This window comes from Kitasatospora sp. NPDC057015 (assembly GCF_042673745.1).
GTDB lineage: Bacteria > Actinomycetota > Actinomycetes > Streptomycetales > Streptomycetaceae > Kitasatospora.
The window spans coordinates 1-22,627 of record NZ_JBHUSG010000080.1; the positions used below are offsets into that span (position 1 = coordinate 1).

The 22,627-nt window shown below is 74.3% G+C and carries 15 protein-coding genes and 1 pseudogene; 8 read left to right on the forward strand and 8 right to left on the reverse strand.

Annotated features, from left to right (window positions below):
• Window positions 1-93 precede the first annotated feature (93 nt).
• The gene (locus ACFTWP_RS39705) at window positions 94-870 is read right to left on the reverse strand and encodes an SDR family NAD(P)-dependent oxidoreductase (protein WP_380270056.1); all 777 of its coding nucleotides are present in this window, start codon (window positions 868-870) and stop codon (window positions 94-96) included.
• Window positions 871-976: 106 nt separating this feature from the next.
• On the opposite strand from ACFTWP_RS39705, the gene ACFTWP_RS39710 reads away from it, so the two are divergent.
• The 7 genes and pseudogenes from ACFTWP_RS39710 to ACFTWP_RS39740 all read left to right on the forward strand — a co-directional run bounded on the left by ACFTWP_RS39710 (window position 977) and on the right by ACFTWP_RS39740 (window position 7,664).
• On the forward strand, window positions 977-1,627 hold the full coding sequence (locus tag ACFTWP_RS39710; protein WP_380270057.1) for a bifunctional 4-hydroxy-2-oxoglutarate aldolase/2-dehydro-3-deoxy-phosphogluconate aldolase: 651 nt from the start codon (window positions 977-979) through the stop codon (window positions 1,625-1,627).
• Between the two features lie 14 nt (window positions 1,628-1,641).
• Complete coding sequence (locus ACFTWP_RS39715; protein ID WP_380270069.1) at window positions 1,642-2,550, forward strand: sugar kinase; 909 nt, start codon at window positions 1,642-1,644, stop codon at window positions 2,548-2,550.
• 29 nt (window positions 2,551-2,579) lie between these two features.
• The gene (locus ACFTWP_RS39720) at window positions 2,580-3,455 is read left to right on the forward strand and encodes an SMP-30/gluconolactonase/LRE family protein (protein ID WP_380270058.1); all 876 of its coding nucleotides are present in this window, start codon (window positions 2,580-2,582) and stop codon (window positions 3,453-3,455) included.
• 242 nt (window positions 3,456-3,697) lie between these two features.
• Window positions 3,698-4,459 (forward strand): annotated as a pseudogene (locus ACFTWP_RS39725) (MFS transporter); the annotation flags it as partial.
• Between the two features lie 97 nt (window positions 4,460-4,556).
• Window positions 4,557-4,925, forward strand: coding sequence for a hypothetical protein (locus ACFTWP_RS39730; protein ID WP_380270059.1), 369 nt, complete (start codon window positions 4,557-4,559; stop codon window positions 4,923-4,925).
• Between the two features lie 138 nt (window positions 4,926-5,063).
• Window positions 5,064-6,239, forward strand: a complete 1,176-nt coding sequence (locus ACFTWP_RS39735) for a mandelate racemase/muconate lactonizing enzyme family protein (protein WP_380270060.1) — start codon at window positions 5,064-5,066, stop codon at window positions 6,237-6,239.
• 327 nt (window positions 6,240-6,566) lie between these two features.
• Entirely contained in the window at window positions 6,567-7,664 is a 1,098-nt protein-coding gene (locus tag ACFTWP_RS39740) for a MerR family transcriptional regulator (protein ID WP_380270070.1), read from the forward strand.
• A 146-nt stretch (window positions 7,665-7,810) separates the two neighbouring features.
• On the opposite strand, the gene ACFTWP_RS39745 is transcribed toward ACFTWP_RS39740, so the two are convergent.
• The 6 genes from ACFTWP_RS39745 to ACFTWP_RS39770 all read right to left on the reverse strand — a co-directional run bounded on the left by ACFTWP_RS39745 (window position 7,811) and on the right by ACFTWP_RS39770 (window position 17,904).
• The gene (locus ACFTWP_RS39745; RefSeq protein WP_380270061.1) at window positions 7,811-9,298 is read right to left on the reverse strand and encodes a hypothetical protein; all 1,488 of its coding nucleotides are present in this window, start codon (window positions 9,296-9,298) and stop codon (window positions 7,811-7,813) included.
• Window positions 9,299-9,568: 270 nt separating this feature from the next.
• Window positions 9,569-10,390 carry a carbohydrate ABC transporter permease gene (locus ACFTWP_RS39750; RefSeq protein WP_380270062.1) on the reverse strand — a complete coding sequence of 274 codons (822 nt, stop codon included), beginning with the start codon at window positions 10,388-10,390 and terminating at the stop codon, window positions 9,569-9,571.
• Entirely contained in the window at window positions 10,387-11,343 is a 957-nt protein-coding gene (locus ACFTWP_RS39755) for a carbohydrate ABC transporter permease (RefSeq protein ID WP_380270063.1), read from the reverse strand. Before ACFTWP_RS39755 ends, ACFTWP_RS39750 begins: the two co-directional genes overlap by 4 nt.
• A 10-nt stretch (window positions 11,344-11,353) precedes the next feature.
• The gene (locus ACFTWP_RS39760; protein ID WP_380270064.1) at window positions 11,354-12,667 is read right to left on the reverse strand and encodes an ABC transporter substrate-binding protein; all 1,314 of its coding nucleotides are present in this window, start codon (window positions 12,665-12,667) and stop codon (window positions 11,354-11,356) included.
• A gap of 430 nt (window positions 12,668-13,097) precedes the next feature.
• Window positions 13,098-15,920 carry an ATP-binding protein gene (locus tag ACFTWP_RS39765; RefSeq protein ID WP_380270065.1) on the reverse strand — a complete coding sequence of 941 codons (2,823 nt, stop codon included), beginning with the start codon at window positions 15,918-15,920 and terminating at the stop codon, window positions 13,098-13,100.
• 370 nt (window positions 15,921-16,290) lie between these two features.
• Complete coding sequence (locus tag ACFTWP_RS39770; RefSeq protein WP_380270066.1) at window positions 16,291-17,904, reverse strand: RICIN domain-containing protein; 1,614 nt, start codon at window positions 17,902-17,904, stop codon at window positions 16,291-16,293.
• 394 nt (window positions 17,905-18,298) lie between these two features.
• Here ACFTWP_RS39770 and ACFTWP_RS39775 point away from each other — a divergent pair, with 394 nt between their 5' ends.
• Window positions 18,299-19,858 (forward strand): sigma-70 family RNA polymerase sigma factor, encoded by a 1,560-nt coding sequence (locus ACFTWP_RS39775; RefSeq protein WP_380270067.1) that lies wholly within the window; start codon window positions 18,299-18,301, stop codon window positions 19,856-19,858.
• Between the two features lie 201 nt (window positions 19,859-20,059).
• Here ACFTWP_RS39775 and ACFTWP_RS39780 read toward each other — a convergent pair whose 3' ends face one another.
• Window positions 20,060-22,324 carry a glycoside hydrolase family 97 catalytic domain-containing protein gene (locus ACFTWP_RS39780; protein ID WP_380270068.1) on the reverse strand — a complete coding sequence of 755 codons (2,265 nt, stop codon included), beginning with the start codon at window positions 22,322-22,324 and terminating at the stop codon, window positions 20,060-20,062.
• Window positions 22,325-22,627 lie beyond the last annotated feature (303 nt).

The window sequence follows — 22,627 nt, forward strand, 5'->3', positions numbered from 1 at the left end:
CGATCATCTCGCGCGCCGCCGCCGCGGCGTTCCTCCCTCGGGCACGGTCCGCTCCGGTCCGTGCCCGACGGTTCGGTGACCTCGTCCGGCGGGTCAGTGGGCGTCGAGCGGAGGCAGTCCCATCCGCTCGCGGTGCGTGTCGCGCAGCAGGCTGGCCGGGCTGACCACCGAGGCGCCCGCGTCCAGCACCAGTTCGGATCCGGTGAGCATGCCGGCCGCCGGCGACGAGGCGAAGGCGACCGCCTCGGCAATACCCCGGGCGTCGACGACCGTGCGCATCGGGTTGCTCTCCCGCAGCCGCACCAGGTCCTCCTCGCCGGGCGCGAGGCGGGACTCGGTCGCCGGGGTGCGCACCCAGCCGGGGGAGAGGGTGACGAAGCTGATGCCGTACCGGCCGTAGTCCACGGCGAGCTGGCGGGTCAGCGCGGCGATCGCGCCCTTCGCCGCGGCGTACGCGGGCAGGCCGGGCGCCGCGGTGCGGTGCAGCACCGAGCCGACCGTGACAACCGAGCCCGAGCCGGCCGCCATCATCGCGGGCAGCACCTCCCGGACGCACCGGTAGACCGAGCCGAGGTTGGCCGCGAGCACGTGCTGCCACTCCTCGTCGGTGGTCAGGTGCAGCGGGCTGCCCTCGGTGATGCCGGCGCAGGTGACGAGGACGTCGATGCCGCCGAGGCCTTCGAGGGCCCGCCCGACGGCGCCGCGGACCTGCTCGGTGTCGGTCACGTCGGCCCGGTGGAACGTGACGCCGGGCAGCTCGGGATCGGCGAGGTCGAGGCCGGCCACGTGCAGGCCGTCGGCCACCAGGCGGGCGGCGACGGCTCGGCCGATGCCGCCGGCCGCGCCGGTGATCAGGGCGGTACGGGTCATCGAGGGGCACCTTTCGTCGGGCTGGGGGAGGCGGTGGGGAGGGGTGCGGGCGGAGCACTGAAAGTATACGATATCCTAAAGTTGTCATCTGAGCCCCGGAGGCATCGTGCAACCAGACGAACTACTCTCCGCCCTGCGCGAGCGCAGGATCCTGGCCATCGTCAGGGGGAACGACCCCGACGCCGCTCTGGATGCGGTCCTCACCCTGTTCGCGTCCGGCATCGACCTGGTCGAGGTGTCGCTCACCACCGCCGGCGCGCTCGGCGTCCTGGAGCGCGCCCGTGCGGTCCTCGGCCCGTACGCGGCGCTCGGCGCCGGCACCCTGGTCACCGCCGCCGACGCCCGTGCGGCGGCCCGGGCGGGCGCCGCCTTCGCGGTGACCCCCGGACTGACCGAGGCCGTCGGCGAGGCGCAGTCCCTCGGCATGCCGACCCTGGCCGGTGCGGTCACCCCGACCGAGGTGGCGCTCGCCTGGACCGAGGGGGTGACCGCGGTGAAGCTGTTCCCGGGCAGCCTCGGCGGCCCCGGGTACCTGCGGGCCCTGCGGGATCCCTTCCCCGACGTGGCGTTCGTGCCCGTCGGCGGGGTGGACGCCGGCGCCGCCCGTGCGTTCCTGGCCGCCGGCGCCCTCGCGGTCGGCGTCGGAGGTCCGCTGATCGGCACCGCCGCCGCGGCCGGCGGCGACAGCGCCGGGCTGCCCGCCCGCGTCGCCGCCTTCCGCACGCTCGCCGAGGAGTTCCCGTGCCCGACGTCCTGACCCTCGGCGAGGCCATGGCGGCCCTGCGCGCCGACCGCCCCCTGCAGCTCGGCGGCACCCTCGACCTGTCGATCGCCGGCGCGGAGGCCAACGTCGCCATCGGGCTCGCCAGGCTCGGGCACTCGGCGCGCTGGGTCGGCGTCAACGGCGACGACGAACTCGGCCGCCTCGTCCTGCGCACCCTGCGGGCCGAGGGCGTGGACGTCTCCTGCGTCACCGTGGACGCCGCCGCACCGACCGGGCTGGTGATCTTCGAGCCGCGGGTGGCCGACCTGACGCGGGTCTCCTACTACCGCACCGGCTCGGCCGGCTCCCGGCTCACGCCCGCCCGCCTGGCCGCCGCCCTCGCCGAGGGCGCCCGGATCGTCCACCTCACCGGCGTCACCGCCGCACTCGGCCCCGGCCCCCGGGCCGCCGTCGAGGCCGCCGCCCACGCCGCGTCGGGCGCCGTCTGCCTCGACGTCAACTACCGGGCCAAGCTCTGGTCGCGCCAGGAGGCAGCGGGCGCACTGCGCCCGCTGGTCCCGCTGGTGGACATCCTGGTGGCCTCGGACGACGAGCTCGCCCTGGTCGCCCCGCCCGGCGCCGAGCACGAGGCCGAGTGCGTCGAGGCGCTGCTCGCCCAGGGCGTCGGCGAGGTGGTCGTCAAGCGCGGCGCCGCCGGTGCCGAAGTCTTCACGGAGAGCGGATCGGTCGCCCGGCCCGCCGTCCGGGTCCCCGTCCGGGACACGATCGGCGCCGGGGACGCCTTCGTCGCGGGCTACCTCTCCGCCCTGCTCGACGGCCTGCCGGTCGAGGGTCGGCTCGACCGGGCGGTCACCACCGGGGCGTTCGCGGTCGCCGCGGCGGGGGACTGGGAGGGACTGCCCTTCCGCGACGAGCTGACCCTGCTGGACGCCGCGCCCGGCACCGCACTGCGGTGACGGCGCCCGGACGAGAGGAGGCGGTGGCGGTGGACGCGGCGCACTGGCAGCCCTGTTCCCCCGAGCGTCACCAGCTGGGCGAGGGTGCGCGCTGGTACGAGGGGCGGCTGTACTTCGTCGACCTGCTCCGGGGCGTGCTGCACAGCTGGGCACCCGGGGCCGGCCCGGGCGGCCCGCGGTGCGAGGCCGAGCCGGGTGTCCCGCTCGGCGCGGTCGCCCCGGTGGCGGGGCGACCGGGGGAGTGGATCGCCGCCGCGGGCCCGGGGGTGGCGCTGCTGCGCCCGGGCGGGGAGCCGCGCTGGCTGGCCCGGCCGGAGGAGGGTGCGCCGCGCCCGATGCGGATGAACGACGCCGCCTGCGATCCGCGGGGGAGGTTCTGGGCCACCAGCATGGCCGCGGACGCGACGCCCGGCGCCGGGTCGCTCCACCGCGTCGACCGGGACGGTTCGCCGCACCGGGTGCTGACCGGCCTCACCGTCCCGAACGGGCCGGCCTTCGACGGGGCGGGCACGACGATGTACCTGGCCGACAGTGCGCGGGGCCTGATCGCCTCGCACGCCGTGGATCCGGACTCCGGGCAGCTCGGACCCGCCCGGCCGTTCGTCCGGCTCGGCCCGGACGAGGGCAGGCCGGACGGCATGACCGTCGACGACCGCGGCTTCCTCTGGGTGGCCCTCTGGGGTGCCGGCCGGGTGCACTGCTACGACCCGGCGGGCGGGCTCCGGGAGAGCGTCGCGGTGCCGACGCCGCACGTCAGCAGTGTCGCCTTCGGCGGCGGTCGGATGTACGTGACCACCGCCCTGCACCGGCTGGCCGAACCGGACCGGCTCGCGGGCGCCGTCCTCGCCCGGCCGTCCCGGGTCACCGCCCCGCCGGTGGCCCGCTACCGGCCGCAGCCCCGGTGAGCGGGCGGTTCGCGGGCCGCGGCGGGTCGGTCGGACCGGAGAGAAACCAGGGCCGACGTCTGGCCAATGATTCGTATATCGCATACGTTTGAGATGTTCGTCCGGACCCGTCAGACCCGGAGCCCTCCATGAGCACCACCCGATCCACCCGTACCGGAGCACCTACCGGAGGCGCCGCCGTGCACAGCACCCGAGCGAAGGCCCGACGCCGCACCATGGTCGCCGGCACCGTCGGCACGGTCATGGAGTGGTACGACTTCAACCTCTACGGCCTCGCCTCCGCGCTCGTCTTCGGCCCGCTGTTCTTCGGCTCCTCCGACCTCGGCGGCACCCTGGCCTCATTCGCCACCTTCGGCGTCGGCTTCGCCGCCCGTCCCGTCGGCGGCGTGCTCTTCGGCCACCTCGGCGACCGGATCGGCCGCAAGCGCGTCCTGCTGATCACCCTGCTCGCGATGGGCACCGCCACCACCCTGGTCGGCACGCTGCCCACCGACGCCGTCGCCGGAGTCTGGGCACCCGTCCTGCTGATCCTCCTGCGGATCGCCCAGGGCATCGCGGTCGGCGGGGAGTTCGCCGGCGCCACCCTGCTCACCGTCGAGAACGCACCCGTCGGCCGGCGCGGCCTGTACGGAGCCGTCCCCGCCATGGGCACCGGCGCCGGATTCGTCCTCGCCAGTGCCGTCTTCGGCACGGTCTCCCTGCTGCCCGACGACGCGTTCCTCAGCTGGGGCTGGCGCCTGCCGTTCCTGGTCAGCATCGGCCTGGTCGCGTTCGGGCTCTGGCTGCGGCGCGGCATCGAGGAGACCCCGGCCTTCATCACCCTGCAGCAGGAGGAGGCCATCGTCCGCTCCCCGCTGACGCTGATCCTGCGCACCCGGCCCGGTGCGCTGCTGAGGGTCCTCGGGATCACCGCCTCGGGTTTCGTCTGGGGCTACCTGATCCAGGCCTTCGCCCTCTCGTACGCCACCAGGAACCTCGGCATCCCCCGCTCGACCATGCTGTGGGCGATCGCCCTCGCCTCCGCCCTGGAGATCGTGGCGGATCCCGTTCTGGGGCCGGCTGTCCGACCGGCTCGGGCGGCGCCGGGTCGTCCTCGCGGGCGTGGTCTGCACGGCCGCCTACGCCTACCCCTTCTTCCGGCTGCTGGAGACGCGCTCCGTCCCGGTCGTCCTGCTCGCCTTGGTCATCGCCGTCCCGCTCTGCAAGGACATGGCCTTCGGGCCGCAGGCGGCCCTGCTGGCCGAGCAGTTCGACGCCCGGGTCCGCTTCAGCGGCGTCAGTGTCGGCCGCGAGCTCGGCGGCGCGGTCTTCGGCGGCACCGCCCCCTTCGTCGGCACCGCGCTGGTCGCGGCCGCGGGTGGATCGGCCACCCCGGTCGTCCTCTACGTCGCCGCCGCATGCGTGGTGACGGCCGTCGCCGTCCTGAGCGGCCGCGAGACCGCGCGCGGCGAGATCACCGGCGGCATCTGACCCCGTCCAGCCCCGCCCCGAAGAGCCCCGCCCCGACGGCTCCCGCCTCCCACGACTCCCACCCCGGCGACTCCCACCCCCCACGACTCCCTCCCCCGCACGGGGGGAGGGCCCGGCACTCCCCCAGGAGCGATCCCCGTGAGCACCCAGCCACTGCGCATCACCAAGGTCGAGGCGCTGGCCCTGTCCGCCAGCTTCGACGACCTGTACGACTCCCCCGAGGATGTGCCGGACTGGCTGCGCTACCCGGCCTCCAGCCACCTCGTCCTGCCCCGCCGCGGGCAGTACGCGACCCTGGTCAAGATCCACACCGAGGACGGCTCGGTGGGCATCGGCGAGGCCTACGGGCTGCCCAGCCCCCAGGTCACCGCCACCGTGGTCGCCACCGTCCTCGCCCCGCTGCTGATCGGCCAGGACGCCCTCGCCACCACCGCGATCTGGGACCGCCTCTTCAAGGGCCAGGCCGCCGGCGGCCACAACCGGGGCTTCTACCTGGAGGCGATGGCCGGCGTCGACCTCGCGCTGTGGGACCTGCGCGGCAAGCTCGCCGGCGTGCCCGTCCACCGCCTGCTCGGCGGCCCGATCCGCGAGACCGTCGACTGCTACGCCAGCCCGGTCGCCCTGCACGCCGACCCGGAGGACTCCGCCCGGCAGGCGCTCGGCTTCGTCGACGCCGGCTTCAAGGCCCTCAAGGTGAAGATCGGCCGGGGCGTGCGCACCGACCGCGCGCACCTGAGCGCCGTCCGCGCGGCGGTCGGCGAGGACATCGAGATCCTCACCGACGTCAACTGCGCCTACGACCTCGACCAGGCCACCCGGGTCGGCGCCGTCCTGGCCGACCTCGGCATCTCCTGGTACGAGGAGCCGCTCCAGGTCGACGACCTCGCCAACCTCGCCGAGCTGCGCCGCCGCACCGGGCTGACCGTGGTCAACGGCGAGACCCACTTCACCCGCTTCGACCTGCGGGACTCCCTGCTCCACCAGGCCATCGACGTCTTCATGCCGAACGTCGCCCGCTGCGGCGGCATCACCGAGGCCATGCGCCTGTCCGCGCTGGCCTCGGCCTTCCACGTCGACATCGCACCGCACGGCGTCGGCTCCGGCGTGAGCCTCTGCGCGGCCCTCCAGCTCTGCGCCGCCACCCCGAACCTGCGCACCTACGAGTACAACCGGCTGCCCAACCCGATCCGGGAGAACATCCTGCTCAACCCGCCGAAGTTCACCGACGGCGCCCTGGTGGTGCCCACCGGCCCCGGGCTCGGGTTCGAGCTCGACGACGACGCGGTCGACCGTTACACCGTCGCGAGCTTCTGACCCTCCCGAGGTTGCCCCGGCGCCGTCCTCCCAGGGCGGGCGCCGGGCCCAGGACCGCGGTGGTGGACCGCCTCCGCCCTGACGCGGCCCGCCATCGCTCCGCGGTTCCCCCCGCCCGCCCTGCCAGGCGGGCGGGGGGAACCTTCGCCCGTCCGGAAGTGCCCCGCGGTGCCCGCATCGCCCGGTCCTTCCGTCCTCCCCCCTGCTCCCGGGCGGCGGAACGGCACCGTCAGCCGTTCCGCCGCCCGGGTCTGCCGCGACGCGCGGGCTCTTGACCCTCACGTGGCGTCAGGTCGCACAATCGGTGCCGTGGAGGATCACTGGACCGTGGGACGCGTGGCCGGGCTGGCCGGCGTGAGCGTCCGCACGCTGCATCACTACGACGAGATCGGGCTCGTCCGGCCGTCGGCGCGTACCTCGGCCGGGTACCGGGCCTACTCGGCGGCCGACGTGGAGCGACTGCGGGAGGTGCTGGCCTACCGGCGGTTGGGCTTCGGGCTGCGGGAGGTCGCGGAACTGGTCGGCGACCCGACCGCCGACGCGGTCGCGCACCTGCGCCGACTGCGCGGCCTGCTGCTGGCACGGCGTGATCGCGCCGACGCCATGGTGACGGCCATCGACCGGGAACTCCAGGCACGGGCGAAGGGACTCGCGGTGACACCGGAGGAGCAGTTGGAGATGCTCGGCGCACGGCTGTACGACGCGATCGGCGGCGCCTACACCGCGACCCGGCGTACCGAGCCGCGGATCGCCGCGCAGATCTGGGACGCGCTCGGGGACGCGCGGACGGTGCTGAACGTCGGGGCCGGCACCGGCTCCTACGAGCCGGCCGATCGCGACGTGACCGCGGTGGAGCCGTCGGCGGTCATGCGGGGGCAGCGGCCCGCCGGCTCGGCGCCGTGCGTGGCCGCCACCGCGGAGTGCCTGCCGTTCGGGGACCGCTCCTTCGACGTCGCGATGGCCGTCTCGACCGTTCACCACTGGAGGGACCCGATGGCGGGGTTGCGCGAGATGCGGCGGGTGGCCCGCCGCGTGGTGGTGCTCACGTTCGACACCGACGAGCCCGGGTGGCAGGACCGGTTCTGGCTCACCCGCGACTACCTGCCCGAGTTCGCCGCCGTCCTCGCGGACTTCCCCTCGCTCGCCGGGATGGCCGGCGCGATCGGCGCCCGTGCCGAGCCGGTGCCCGTTCCGTGGGACTGCGCCGACGGTCTGTTCGAGGCCTACTGGCGCCGGCCGGAGGCCTATCTGGAGGATCACGTGCGCCGTGCGATGTCGGTGTGGACGAGGGTCGGGCCGGAGGCCGAGCAGCGGGCGGTACGAAGGCTCGGCGACGACCTCGACTCCGGCCGCTGGGCCGAGCGCAACACCGGGCTCGGCGGCCTCGACGCGGCGGATCTGGGCCTGCGCCTGCTCATGGCCTGAACCGGGACGCGGCGCCGGTGTCACGGCGGCCCCCGGACGGCTCGCCCGGTCGTGTGCGGCGCTGAGCGGGCACGGCGCCGTGGGCCGGGCAGATGCCGAGGGGGACGCCGGTGGTCCGGCGTCCCCCACGGCAGTGTCCGCCCCGCTCAGGGGGTGCGGACCCAGAACTCGATGGAGAGCGGCGGGACGGTGATCTCCAGGGTGGGGCCGGTCCTGGAGGGGAGGGTCTGGTCGTTGGTGGCGGGGCCGTAGCGGTGGCCCTGGAAGGCGGCGGCGGTCCGGGTGTCGACGGTGTAGGTGAACGGCTCGGCGGCGGAGCGGTTGGTGACGGCGAGGACGGGCTTCCCGGTGGGGGTGCGCCAGGCCATGATGCGGTGCTCGGAGTAGTAGGAGCCGTCGGTGTGGCGGGGTTCGTCGACGCCGTAGCGCACCGAGTCCCAGGGCAGGTACTTCACGAACCCGGACACGGCGTTCCAGTTGCGCGGGTTGAAGTCCCAGTGACCGACCGGGATGTTCGGGTGGTGGGAGAAGTCGGTGTCGCTCGGGGGGCGCCAGAACCCGAGGCCGTAGTTCTCGGACTCGGCGTTGGTGGTGGGCTTGAGGGCGTGCAGCCACCACCAGGTGGGGGAGTTCTGGAAGGTCATCCAGTTCATGATCGACTGCGCGGTGTTGACGGTGCGCCAGTCGCTCATGGCGCCGCCGAGGTACTCGAACTCGTTGTTGAAGACGGGCTTGCCGCCGGCACCGGACCGGTAGTCCGTGGTGATCTGGTCGGTGCTGTCGGTGCCGATCTTGTGGAAGGTCCAGGCGTCGACGAGGCCCATGGCCTCGGGCGAGGCGGTGAGGGCCTGGCCCAGGGCGCCCTTCCAGCCGTACTGGCTCTCCGCGTGGATCTTCACGCCCGGGTGGGCCGCGCGGATCCCGGGGGCGACCGCCCGGAGGACGTCCCGGTACTGAGCGGCCTCGTACCGGCAGGAGGAGTACCTCGTGCTGTTGACCCGGGGCTCGTGCTGCAGCCCCCAGTAGGAGATCTTCAGGCCGTGGTCGGCGAGGTACCCGAGGTCGTCGACCAGGGCGTCGCCGAAGGCGGCGAGGTCGGTGTTCGCCGCGAGGCCGCCGCCGACGAGTTCGCCGTTGCTCTTCCATGCGGGGGCGGGGGACCAGTACTCGACGGCCAGACCCTCCACGCCGGACCGGCTCACCAGCTCGGCGAGCAGGGCGGTCTGGCCGTCGTAGCGGTCGACGAACCGCTTGCCGTCGGGTGTGAGGCCGCGGTGGTACAGGCCCATGGCGAGTCGGCAGTAGCGGAAGCCCCGGTCGGTGCGGCCGGCCTTCAGCATCTGCTGGTAGAAGCGGGTGCGCTCGCTCGCGGTCAGGTCGTACGGGACACCGCTGACCAGGTCGGGCAGGCCCTGGTTGTCGGAGCCGATCGAGTCGGACTGGATCTCGAAGCCGAGCCCGGCGATGGTCTGCTTCGCGGCCTGGTCGAACCGGATCGCGTACCGGCCGGTGGTGATGCCGGCCGCCTGCGCGCCGGCCGTGCCCACGATCTGGGGCAGTGACGCCGCGGCCCCGGTGGCGAGCAGGCCGCGCAGGACGGATCTGCGGTCGACGCGGCGGGACGTTCCGGTCACGGTGGGCCTCCAGGGTGGCGGGGAGGGTGTGTGGGGGCGTCGCACGGGGCGCGGCCGAACGGCGCCGTGGGACGATGCGAAAGTAACGTATTCGATATACGAAAGGCCCACCAGGTCTCAGGCCGCACTTCCTGAGCGGTGGGCCGGCGGGCCGTCGCGGCCCCGGGCCCCGGTCCGGCGAGAACACCGCGGGCCCGGCCGGGTGCCTCCCTCTGGCACTCGACCGGGCCCGCGGCCGTCCGCTGGTCCGCCCGACTCGGACCAGGGGCTCTACTCCTTCACCGCGCCGCCGGTCAGGCCGCTGACGAAGGTCTTCTGGAGGAGGACGAAGCCGAGCACGACCGGGATCGCCGCCAGGACCGAGCCGGCCATCAGCAGGTCCCACCGCGGGGCGAACTGGTTCTGGAACTGGGCGAGTCCGACCGGCAGGGTGCGCAGCAGCTCGTTGTTGGTGACCAGGGAGGGCCAGGCGAACTCGCCCCAGGTCCACATGAACTTCAGCACCGCGACGGTGCCCAGCGCCGCCCAGGAGTTGGGCAGCAGGATGCTGACCAGGGTGCGCAGCCGGCCGGCGCCGTCGATCGCGGCGGCCTCGTCCAACTGGACGGGCAGCGTCACGAAGTGCTGCCGCAGCAGGAAGATGCCGGTGGGGCTGGCCAGGAAGGGCACGATCAGCGCCCAGTAGGTGTCGATCCAGTCGAGGTCGCGCATCACCAGGTACAGCGGCACGAGGATCACCTGGGTGGGGATCATCAACGTCGCGAGGATCAGGGTGAGCACGGCCTGCCGGCCGCGGAACCGGATCCGGGAGAGGCCGTAGGCGGCCAGGGTGTCGAACACCAGGTTGCCGGCGACGACGGCGAGCGCGACCAGCAGGGAGTTGAGGAACCACCGGCCGAACGGGAACGCGGAGACGACCTCCTGGTAGGCGCCGGCGGTCAGGTGCTCGGGTATCAGGTGCCGTCCGTTGCCGACCAGGTCCTCCATGGGCTGGAAGGAGGTCAGCGCCATCCAGAGCACCGGGAGGCCGGCGAAGACGGTGACGGCGGTCAGCCAGGCCGCCGGTGCGAGGCGGATCGGGGACTTGCTCACGACTCCTCCCGGGAGGTCAGCTTCAGCCGGACGAGGGTGATCGCGAGGAGGATCACGAACAGGACCACCGAGGCGGCGGAGGCGACGCCGACGTCGGAGAGCAGGCGGGTGTAGATGAAGGTCACCACGGTCAGGGTCGCGGTGCCCGGGCCGCCCTCGGTCATCACCCACACCTGGTCGAACACCTTGAAGGAGTTGAAGAGCAGGAGCAGGAAGACCGCGGCGCTGGCCGGCCTCAGCATCGGCAGGGTGATCGAGCGGAACTGCCGCCAGGGGCCGGCCCGGTCGATGGTCGCGGCCTCGTAGATCTCGTCCGGGATGCGCTGGAGACCGCCGAGCAGGATCAGCGCGTAGATCCCGAACTCCTTCCAGATGCTCACCACGGCCACGGCCGGCAGCGCCAGGTCGTTGTCGAAGAGCCAGCGGGCCCCGTCCGCCCCGAACAGGCCGATCAGCGTGTTGACCAGGCCGTGGTCGGGCTCGTACAGCCACTTCCAGACGAGGCCGGCGACCACCATCGGGATGACGGCGGGCAGTACGGTCACGGTGCGCACGAAGCGGGCCGAGGCGAGTTCACGGTTGGCGGCCATCGCGGTCGCCAGCGCCAGGACGTAGGTGCCGGCGATGGTGATGACGGTGAACACCAGGGTGTTCAGCAGGCTCGTCCGGAAGGAGCCGGCGCCGAGGATGGTGGTGTAGTTCTCGGCGCCGACGAAGGTGCGCGGGCCCAGCAGGTTCCAGTGGTCGGTGCTGAGCAGCATCGACTGGACCATCGGGTAGAACGTGAAGCCCAGGATCACCACCAGGGCGGGTGCCACGGACAGCCAGCCGGCCAGGGCGCCGCCGGGGCGCCGCCGCCTTCTCGGGGTGGTCCGCCCGGTGCTTTTCCGGCCGCCCCCGGCGGCGGTGCCGCCAGGGGGGTGCTTCGCGGGGAGTTCGGTCATGGTCGTCATCGGCTTTCCGTCACTCCTTGCCGAGCGCCTGGCCGACGGTCTCGTCGATGGTCTTCAGCGCCTGCTCGACGGGGGCCTGGCCGTTGACGCCGGCCACGATGTTGGCCTTCTGGGCGTCCCAGCGGGCCTGGAAGGAGTGCCGGTCCTGGAGCAGCAGGTCGGGGGTGTTGCGGCCGAGCTGCTCGAAGATCGCGTTCCAGTTGGCGTCGGCCTTGACCTTGCCGTCTACGGTCGCCTTCACGGCCGGGTCGACCTTGGCGAGGTCGTACGGGAAGATCGCGTGGAAGTCCATGTACTGGGCGCTGCGTTCGGGCGAGGCCAGCCAGCGCATGAACGTGCCGGCGCCGCCCGGGTTCTTGCTCGCGGAGCTGGCGACCAGGCTGTGCCCGCCGACCATCGAGCAGCCGCTCTTCGGGCCGGCCGGCATCGGGGCGACGGCCCACTTGCCCGCGACCTTGTCCCCGCCGGCCTGGACGTTGGCGATGACGGACTGGAAGAACGGGAACATCGCGACGTCACCGCTGATGAAGCCGTTGAGGGCGCTGGTGCCGGTGGGGGAGACCTTGTCGGTGTAGAAGGACTTCATGTAGTTCATCGCGGTGCGCCCGGCCTCGGTGTTCTGGGTCGAGGTCTTGAAGTCGGGCGAGGTGAGGCTGCCGCCGGCCTGGCAGAGGAAGCTCTCCCAGGTGGAGTTGATGGCGTTGAGGTGGTCGTCCATCCCCTTGAACTGCCAGCCGCTCACCTTCTTGCCCGCCTCGGCGGACTTGGTGGTGATGGCGGCGGCGGTCGACTTCAGCTCGTCCCAGGTCTTCGGCGGGGCGCTGAACCCGTACTGCTGGAGGATGTCGGTGCGGTAGAGCATCACGTCGACGTCGAAGTAGAGCGGGGCGCCGTACGTCTTGCCGTCGTAGTCGTCGACCTTGGCGAGCGGCAGGTACTTGTCGGTGTCGGCCTTGGTGTAGCCGAGCTTGTCGAGCGGGGCGAGCGCGCCGGACTTGAGGTAGTCGAGCTCCAGGCCGTTGTTCATCAGCCAGACGTCGGGGCCCTTGCCGGCGGCGATGGCCTGCTTGATCTTGTCGCGGCCGTCCTTCCACTCCAGCAGCGTGAGCTCGACCTTCACCTTGCTCTGGGAGGCGTTGAACTGGTCGACCAGCTCCTTGACCTTGGCGTCCTGGCCGATCCAGTACGGCATGGACCAGAACTTGACGGTGGTCGGGCCTTCGGCCGACTCCGAGGACCCGCTGCCGGAGGAGCAGGCCGAGGCGGCGAGCGCGAAGGCGGACGCCAGCGAGAGGGCGGCGAGTCTACGGCGGAGTGGTGCCATGGGTGGTCTCCTTGTGCGGCGGGTTGCGGCTGGGTCGGCCGCCCCGGGTGTGCGAGGGCGAGGGACTGCGGGCCGGTACGGCGTCTCGGGCGGTGAAACTCCGCTGTCACGTACCGACCTGACGCGTAACGTATGCGATATACGAAATTAGCGCCAGAGTACGTTGCCGTTTCGTGTTGTTGGCGAGACCGGTTGTAGGCCGTCGGGCGGTTCCGGCCCGGAACGCCCGATGCGGCACGCCCCCCCCGGGGCATGCCGCATCGGAGTCCCATGCCGTCCGCGGGCCCCCCATCGCCTTCCTCGTGCCGGGGACGTCACGGCACGTCCAGCAGAGCCGGAGCGGCACTACGTGTTCAATCCGGGCGACCACGTACTTCTCCCGGCGGAGCCGCGGCTCCACCGTGGTCGGTCGCCCCCGGACCGGCGCGGCTCAGCGCGCGCGGCCCCGCATCTCGTCCCGGGTGCACCCGAGCTTGCGCAGCACCTTGGCGACGTGCTGCTCGACCGTCCGGGGGGAGAGGAACAGCGCCGCGGCGATGTCCTTGTTGCCGGCGCCGTCCGCCAGCAGACGGGCCACCTGCTCCTCCCGCGGCGAGAGCCGGTCGCCGTAACCCGCCCGGCCCCGCAGCCGCGGGCGCTCCTGCCCGAGGTCGCGCAGTACGTGCAGGCACCGGGCGGCGTCGGTGGTGGCACCCAGCCGTTCGAAGACCTCGGCGACCTCGGTCAGCAGGGCGACGGCCCCGTTGTCGCGCAGCTCCGCGAGGGTGCGGGCGGTCAGCTCGCCGGCCAGTGCGGCGTGGTACGGGCGACCGACGGCGGTCCACAGCAGCCGGGCCCGGTCGAACTCGCCCGCCGCGCCGGCCCGGTCCCGCGGACCCAGCACCAGGCCCGCGCAGACCAGTGCCTCGGCCTGCGCGCCCGGGGCGTCGGCGCCCTCGATCCCGGCCCGGTGCTCGGCGGCGAGGAGTTCGGCGCCGGCCCGGTCGCCGCGGTGCAGCGCGATCTCCACCGCCGTCGGCACCAGGCCCCACGCGTACACCCACTGTTCCTTGCGGGGCAGCAGCGGCAGGTACTCCTCGACGCTCCGCCAGGCCGCCTCCGCGTCGCCGCGCGCCAGCTGGACGCGGGCCAGCCCGGCGGCGGCGCCCAGCGCGTTGACGTTCTTGCGCGCCGGATCCCGCGCCAGCACCCGCCCGAAGCGCTCCACCGCCCGCGCGGTCCGGCCCCGGGCCGCCGCCGTGACGCCCTGCACGGTCGCCAACAGGTCGTCCACCGCGAGGGGTTCGTCGAGGTAGTCGGCTCGGAACGCCGCGTACCGCTCCTCCCAGTCGGACCACTCGCCCGCCGTCCAGGACAGCAGCAACCGGTACGAGCGGCAGTGGACGACCAGGGCGTGCGCGTGATGGCGCTCCGCGAGCGCGAGCGACTCCTCGGTGTGGCGGGCCGCCCGCTCGTCCTGCCCCAGGCAGATCCCCACCTCGGCGGCGTTCGCCAGGGCCCGGGCGGTGTGCCGCACGACCTCCGGGTCGGCGTCCTCGCGGGGCAGCGCGGCCAGCTCGTCGTCCGTCCCGGGCGCCCCCATCGAGGCCATCAGGGTGATCCGGTTCGCCGTCACGGAGGCCTGCGCGGCCCGGTCGGCGCTGCCGGACAGGGCGGCCTGCGCGCGGTCGATCCAGGCGCGCTGCTCGGCGGCGGAGAAGCGGCTGGTCTCCCACATGGCGAGCACCGACATCGCGCGCGCGGCGAGCTCCGGCCGGTGGGCCTCCAACTCCTCCACGGCCCGCTCGATCTCGGCCTCCCCCGAGGGATCGGCGGCCTGGTTGAGCAGCATCAGCCCGAGGTCGAGCCGGATCTCGCCGCGCGCGGCCTCCGGCAGTCCGGGGCCGGTGACGATCCGGCGCAGGGTGGCGATCGTCCGGGTGTACTCGGTGGCGTCCCAGGCGATCCGGGCCAGCGACAGGGCCGCCCGCGCGTGCAGCGCCGGCGGCAGGCGGGGCTCCTCCAGGATCTCGTGCAGCAGGGTGGCGGCGGTGCCCTGGTCGCCGACCTCCACCGCCTGGTCGGCGGCGGCCAGGGCGTGGTCCAGCCAGGCCCGGGTGTCACCGAGCAGCCGGGTGTGGTGGGCGATCTGGACCAGGGGCGGGTTCGGCAGCCGCCAGAGCGCGGCCAGTGCCTGCCGGTGCAGCCGGGTGCGTTCGGGGCCCGGGATGTTGTCGTAGTGCGCGCGCCGGGCCAGCGCGTGCGCGAAGCCGTAGCTGTCCGGGCCGAGCTCACGCAGCACGCCGGCCGTCAGGGCGGCCGTCAGCGCCCGCGCCGCCACGGCGGGGTCGAGCGCGGTGGTGTCGGCGAGCAGTCCCTCGGTGGCCGCCACCTCCAGCACGGCCGCGGTGTCGACCACGGCCACCGCCTCGGGGGGAAGCCGCTCGACGCGCTCCGCGAACACCTCGCGCAGGCTGCGCGGCACCCCGCCGGGCTCGGCGCCCGGGTGGTCGCGCAGGGTCAGCAGGTCCTCCTCCGCGACCAGCGCGAGGCCCTCGCTCCGGCTGTACAGGGCCCGTACCAGCGCGGGGGCGGTGTCGGGGCCGAGCACCGACCGGGCCATCTCGGCCACGTCCTGCTCGGTCAGCGGGCCGAGGGCCAGCTCGGCGCCGCTGGTGTTCGGCGGGCGGCGGTAGGCGGCGCCGAGCAGCGGGCCGCGGCCGGGCACGTCCTGGGCGCGGTAGGTGAGGAGGAGGGCGGCGTCGGCGGGCAGGTCGCGCCCCAGCAGCAGGATCAGTTCGCGGGTCGCCTCGTCCGCCCAGTGCACGTCCTCGATCACCAGGAGCACCGGGGAGACCGCGCCCAGGACGGTGCGCACGGCCTGGGCGATCTGGTGCCGGGGCGGAACCGGCCCGGTCGGCGGGTGCGGCGGCGCCGGCAGCCGGTCGGCCAGCTCGGGCAGCAGCGGTGCCAGCCACCCGGCGGACGCTCCCAGGCTCCGGCCGGCGGGGCGCAGCCACGTGTCGGCGTCGCGCAGCGCCTCGATCACCGGCCCGTACGCCAGCGGCTCCCGCAGCGGGTGGCAGTGGCCGGTCAGTACCCGGACGCCCTCGGCGGTCAGGACGGTGGACGCCTCGGCGACCAGCCGCGACTTGCCGATCCCGGCGGGCCCCTCGACCAGCACCACCGACGGCCGGGACCGGACGGAGCTGAGCAGCACGGCCAGCTCGCGCTCCCGGCCGACGAACGCGGGGAGCTGTGGGGCGCTCGGCATCCGCTGACCGCTCCGCCCGACTGCCATGGCCCACCTCATCCTGTCTCGGTGCCGGTGCGCCGGAGATGGCCGCACACCCGGGAGCTCAACCTAGTACTCCAGGGCGGTGGCCTCGCCGTCGTGACACGGGCCCCCGCCGGCGCAGCCGTCGCCGGGCACGCGCCCGTCGCCGCGCTCCGCCGGCCCCCTTCGATCCTGCCGCGGCGGCCGGCGATGTGCACGAGGTCGGCGAAGGTCGTGCCGGGGGGCGGGCGGGCGAGGTCGTGGGCGATCCCACCGGCTGGGCGATGTGGCGGGCGGGCCGGCGGTGCGATGTGGCGGGCGGGCCGGGTGGGGGTCCGGTCCGCCCGCCGTGAACGGTGCCGGCGGGTTACTCGCCGGCGCCGCCGTCGGGCGCCGCCGTGGCGTCGGGCTCGGTCTCGCTCTCCTCCTCGGGGGCCGTCTCGGCAGCGCTGTCCGCCTCGGGCGGCAGGGTGGTCTCGGGCAGCACGGTGCTCCCGGCCACCGGGGTGTCGGGCGTCGCTCCGGTCGACGGCAGGTCGGACGAGGGGACGGCGGACGGGGGGACGGCGGTCCGCCCGGGCGCGTCGCCGGCGGCCCGGGGCGAGGTCGGTGCGGGAAGCGGCTGACCCGACGGCGCGGAGCCGGTGGCGGTCGCCCCGCTCGCGCCGGGGCTCGCACTCGCCGCGGGGGCGGCGACCGGGATCACCCGGAACTGTGCCGCCGGTCCGCTCCCGGCGTTCGCGCGCTCGGCCGGTGCGTTCTTCCCCTTGCCGTCGCCCCGCAGCTTCAGCACCGCCTTGGTGGCCCGACTGCGCAGGTTGGCGTAGACCCGGTCGGCGCCGCGCGCCGAGGGCATCCACCACTCCTGGTGGGCGTCGCCCGGCTTGCAGTCGGCGAGTGCGGGGGCGCCCTCGGCGGGCATGCTCAGGCACTTGCCGCTGCCGAGCTGGCGCAGCGTCAGGTAGCCGTCCGGCCCGATGCTTCGGCGCCAGACCTGCGCGTCGCCGGGCGCGCACGGCTGCTGCACCACCGAGGTGCCGTCACCGCCGGCCGTCAGGCACTGCCCGGCGGCCCGGCCGACCAGTGCGGCGTCCACCGGCCCGGCCGGCTGGTCCTTGATCAGATACGGGCTGTCGGCGACGTTCTCCTTCGGGTGCCGGGCCAGCCGGCTGCCCGCCGCGGGCCGCGGCGAGAAGTAGGCGAACTCGTCCTTCGCGCAGTCGAGGACCACCGCGCCCATGATGCCGTCGCACCGCGGCGACTTGTCGTAGCCGCGGCAGATCGGGTCGTTGCCCTGGCCGTGGTCGTTGTCGCAGTGGGTCACCCCGAAGTTGTGGATCATCTCGTGGGTGAGTGCCGCCTCGCCGAGACAGTTCCAGTTCACGGCGATCCAGCCGGTGTGGAGGTCCGCCCGGCGCCCCGGCGCGGGAGTGGAGGCCACGCCGCAGCCGGTGGCCCGGCCGGTGTCCACGAAGTAGATGAAGCGGGTGCGCCCGACCCGGTCCCGGTCGGCGCCGCCGGCCGCCTTGAGCTGGGCCTCGGCCAGCGGCTGGGCCTTCGTGCGGACCTGTCCCACCTTGTACGGGCCGTCGCCGCCCTCGATCTCGACCGTGAGCACCCGGGCCTGGCAGCCGGCCTCCTGGGCGAACCGCGGGCGCCGGCTGTCGCCCTGGCCGAAGCGCTGCGCGCTGGCCTCGAACACCTGGTCCGCGTTCCACAGCGTGGTGCGGATCGCGTCGGTCGCGTCCGCCCGCGGCCGGGTGCCCGCCCGGTGGACGTACACGGCCTGGTACCAGCCCTTGTCGGCGGCGTCGGTGGTGTCACAGGCGATCGGAGGGGCGGTAGGGGCGCTGCCCGCGGCGGCAGGCTGCTCCTCTGCCCAGCCGGGCAGGCCCACGGCCGCCCACGACGTCGCCGCCAGGGTGGCGAGGGCGAGCGGGATGCCGATGGTGAGTGGTGCTCGATGGCGGTTGTTCCGCATGTCTCTCTCCTGCTCGACGGAGCGGGAGTCGCGGGAGGTGCGGCCGGGCGGAGCGGAGGTCGGTGTCGGACGCTACCGTGCCGGCCGGAGCGGCGCAAAGCGCGGTCGAAACGGTAAAGGATTCGCAAAGTCACGGGACGTCCGAGCTGGGGCGTCACTCTCTCCCGGCATCAGATCCCATGAGGAGAAGGGCAGTCGGGGAGGTCGGCCGCGGAGTCCGGAGGTCAGCGGGCGCCGGTGGCGGGTGTCGGAAGACGACGCGTCGCCACCGGCGCCCGACCGGGACGGTGGCGCTCTGCCCCAGGTTCGACAGGCGGCACGGAGGACATGTATTCCGTATTTCGTATGACATCGATACCCTCGCTCCGGACAGTGCGACCAGAACGGCTCACAGATGCACCTCCCCGACAGGACACCGCGCGGCCACCCGCACGGCCACGGCCCCGAGCTCTCCCGACTGGACGACGCGGCCCTCGCGGCGCTGCTCCACGCCCGGGCCGCGCACGGCCCGGGCGCCGACGCGGTCATGGCGGAGGTGTTCGCCCGTCACCACGGCGCCGTCCTCGCGTACGCGCGCACCTGCTGCCGCGACGCCCAGACCGCCCAGGACCTCGCCGCGGAGGCGTTCGCCCGGACCTACCGGGCGGTGGCCGCCGGCGGCGGACCCCACTACGCCTGGCGGCCGTACCTGCTGACCTGCGTCCGGCGGGTGGCCATCGAGTGGAGCGCCGAGCCCGCGGTGCGGCCACTGCCCTCCGACGAGGTCGAGTCCTGGGCGCCCCGCAGCACGGACGAGGACGCCGCCCACGGCGCGCTCGCCGCGGAGGAGCGTTCGCTGGTCGCGCGCGCCTACCGCTCGCTGCCCGACCAGTGGCAGGCGGTGCTGTGGCACTCGGTGGTCGAGGACGAGACGGCGGATTCGGTGGGACGGCGCCTCGGCCTCTCCCCGAGCGGGGTGCGGTCCCTCGCCGCCCGGGCCCGGGAGGGCCTGCGCGAGGCCTACCTGCGTGAGCACCTCGGTACCCGCGCCACGGCCGAGTGCCGGCACTACGGACGGCTGCTCAGCGGCTCGCTGCGTCGTCCGGGCCGGCGGCCCAGCCGCGAGCTCGACCGGCACCTCGCCGCGTGCGCCGACTGCGCACGGGCCGCCGAGGAGATGCGCGTCGTCAACAGCCGGCTCTCGGCCGTGCTGCCCGTCGCCCTGCTGTCCCTGCCGATGGGCGGTGGCCTGCCGTGGGCCGGTGTCGGCGCGGGGGCGGGCCTCGGCGGCGGACCGGTGTCCGTGCTGGCCGCCAAGGGATGGTCGCTCTGGGCGGTGGCCGCCGCCACCGCGGCCGGTGTCGCCACCACGGCCGCCGTGCTGCTGCCGGCCGCGGATCGCCCGCAGCCGTCCGCGGAGGGCTCCGCCACCAGCGTCGGTGGCCCGGAGCACCCGGCTGACCCGTCGTCCGCGAGCCCCGTCCCTGCGGCGTCCCCGTCCGTCCCGTCCCCGTCCGGCCCGTCGCCGACGGGCTCCGCCCCGTCGAACGGCCGGCACCGCCTGGTCAACGCCCGGAACTCGCTCTGCGCACAGGCCGGCCCGTCCCGAGGGGTGGACCTCCAGCAGTGCCGGGACCGGCCGGACCAGTTCTGGCAGTTGCTGCGGGACGGGGACGACGTCCGGATCATGAACGTCGCGACCGGGCTCTGCCTCGGCAACGGAGGCCAGTCCGCCGACCAGGCACCGGTGCTCCTGGAGGACTGCGCCGGGACCGGACCCGGGAGGTCCTGGCGGGTCGTCACGGACGGCCGGCCCCACGCGGTGATCAACCGGGACGCCGGGCACTGGCTGGGCATCACCCACTGGGCCGATCCCAAGGGGCCGGGGGAGACGCTCACCCAGAGCAGGAACTACTACAACAGCCCGTCCCTGCGCTGGATCCTGGACGGCGCCGACCGGGTCGCCGCCGGCTGAGCGCGACCCGGTCCGGCAACCTCCGCGGCCCCCGGGCGTCCGTGTCGGCCCTGCCCCGGATCGCCGACCTGTCCGGGGCCCGGGCCGTGGGCGTCGTCTCCGTCCGGCGGTGGCGTCGCCGTGCGGCGGTTTCGGCGCGGAGCAGCGCCGAGGTCCGGCCGGTGGTGGGGCGCGCCGGGCCCCACCACCGGCGAGCAGGGCTCAGGACACGGTGAACAGCTGGCGCGCGGAGCCGTCGAGCGGCCGCTGCTCGAACTGCCCGCCCTGCGCCGGGGCTCCGGTCAGGTAGAGGCCGCTGTAGCGGTTGGCGAAACGGACCCTGCCGTTGCCGGCGTCCTCCACCAGCCATTCGTCGTTGGTCTTCTCCCCGGCCGCGTACACGCACTGGACGATCCTGGCGCCGGCACCGCGCGAGGCGCCCAGAACGACGACGTCCTCACCGCTGCCGCGGTTGACGATGCGCACGTACCCGTCGCCCAGCGGCCTGAGCTCGAAGGTCCGGCCGGCGCTGCCGTCGCCCGCGGCGCCGACCACCGGCACGTTGCAGCCGGTGGCGGCGCCCTGGACGGCGACCGCGCCGGTGCCGTCCGCCTGCGCGATCGTGCGGTACCCGGCGGGCAGCGCGGCGACCCGGGTGAGCTTGACGGCGTGGCCGCCGTGCGCGACGGTCGGGACGCTCAGCGTGTCCCCGGCCTGGATCACCCGGCTGGTGCGGACGAGGCCGTCGGTACCGTCGGTGGTGATCTCCGCGTGCCAGCTGCCGCTGCCGAGGAAGGCGGTCGGGTAGGCGATGGTCCCGGCGCCGCCACCGGTGATCGCGCCGACGAACCAGCGGTCGCCGTCGCGACGGGCGATCACCGCCCCGGAGACCGGGTCGCCCTGCACGAACCGGGTCTCGTCCCAGGCCGTCGGCAACTCCCGCATCCAGCGCTGGGCCTCGGGCCGGGCCTGGTAGTCGGAGACTCTGCCGCCGGGCAGCATCAGGGCACTCTCGTAGAGGACGCCGAGCGCGAGCTCGGCGCCGTCGCTGTCGGGGTTGGAGCGCTGGAAGCTCATCGGCGAGTAGTCGGCCGCGCCGAGCGCGCCCCGGGTGAAGGGGACGGCGGTGACGTGGCCGACGGTGCGGCCGGTGCTGTACTCCTCGCCGCGCACGGCCTCCGAGGTCAGGACGTTCGGCCAGGTGCGGTACACGCCGACCGGCAGCCGGGCGCCGTGCAGGTCGACCATCAGGTGGTGGGCGGCGGCGTCGGCCAGCGCCTCGTCGTACCACTGCTGGCGCGCCTGGGCCTCGGAGCCCATGAAGTCCATCTTCACCCCGACGACGCCCCAGTCGTCGAGCCTGCTGAACTCGGCCTGGCGCTTCGCCGCGGTGTCGAGGTCCTGCCAGTGGTACCAGAGCATGATCCGCACCCCGCGGGCCCCGGCGTAGGAGACCAGGTCGGGCATCCAGGTGACGCCCTTCCAACCGTCGTCGACCAGCAGGTAGGGCCAGCCCTGGGAGGAGGCGTAGTCGGCCCAGGTCTTGAGCCTGCCGAGGTCGTGCTGGGTCGCCTTGGTGCCGTCGAACCAGGGCCAGGCGGCGACGCCCGGCTTGATCCACGAGGTGTCGGCGATCTTGGACGCCGGCGCCACGTCGTCCTCCAGGGTCGACTCCACGACGGTCGCGGTGCTGCCGATCGTGGCGACCCGCCACGGGGTGGTGAACGCGGCGGCCCGCACGACCTGGGCGTCGGCGAGCTTGACGGTGAAGCGGCCGTCGCCCTGGGTGTGGGTGAAGCGTCCGCCGGAGTAGCCGCCGTCCACACCGGACTCCGAGAGCAACACCCGGGCGCCGTCGGCCAGCTGGCCGAACAGGTCCATCCCGTACTCACCGGTCGCCACGGCCGACACCGCCGAGGTGCTGTACAGCGCTTCGTGGGCCGCCCCGAACGTGGACCGGCTGAGCTGTGCGTCGGTCGGCAGTTCGAAGGAGGTCGCCTCGCGCAAAACGGTCGCCCCGGTGGGCAGTTCGTAGCGCAGCGCCACCCCGTCCGGGGAGGTCCGCACGTGCACGGTGATCCGCGCGGAGCCCTTGGCGAAGACCAGCCGGGTCTCCGTCGCGGTGCGCGTGCGGACCCGGGCGTTCCCGGTGGTGGTCCGGTACGTCTCGTCGACGGCCCTGTCGGTACGGCTGACGAAGTCCAGGCCGGTGCTGAAGTCGGTGCTGCTGGTGACCAGCCCGATCGGTGCGGGCAGCAGGGCCTGCTTGCAGTCCCAGCTCGCGGCCAGGGTGGGAGTGCCGTCGGCGTCCAGGGCGACGGTGGCGCGGACGCCGTCGCAACCCGTCGGCGTCGCGCCGGGCTGGACCGAGGTCCAACTGCCGGGCGAGGCCGCCGAGGCCGGGCCGACGGCGGTCGAGCCGAGGGCGGTGGTCAGGGTCACCAGCGTGGCCGCGACGACGAGGTCGCGACGGGCGGTGCGGTTCATGTGGAGGTCCCTTCGCTGTTCCCCGGCAGGCGGTGGCTCGGCCCGGGGTGGCGGGCCGGGGTGGGTGCCGTGGTGGCGCCTGCGGGGTGATCGGTGCGCGGGTGGTCGCTGCGTGGGGTGGTCAGGCGGGGTGTTCGGTGCGCGGGTGGCTGCTGCGTGGGGTGGTCAGGCGGGGTGATCGGTGCGCGGGTGGCCGCTGCGTGGGGTGGTCAGGCGGGGAGGCCGATGCGGCGTTCGCCGTTGCGGCGTTGCTGGATGGCGACGGCGGTGATGAGGAGGGCGCCTTGGGCGACGTTCTGCCAG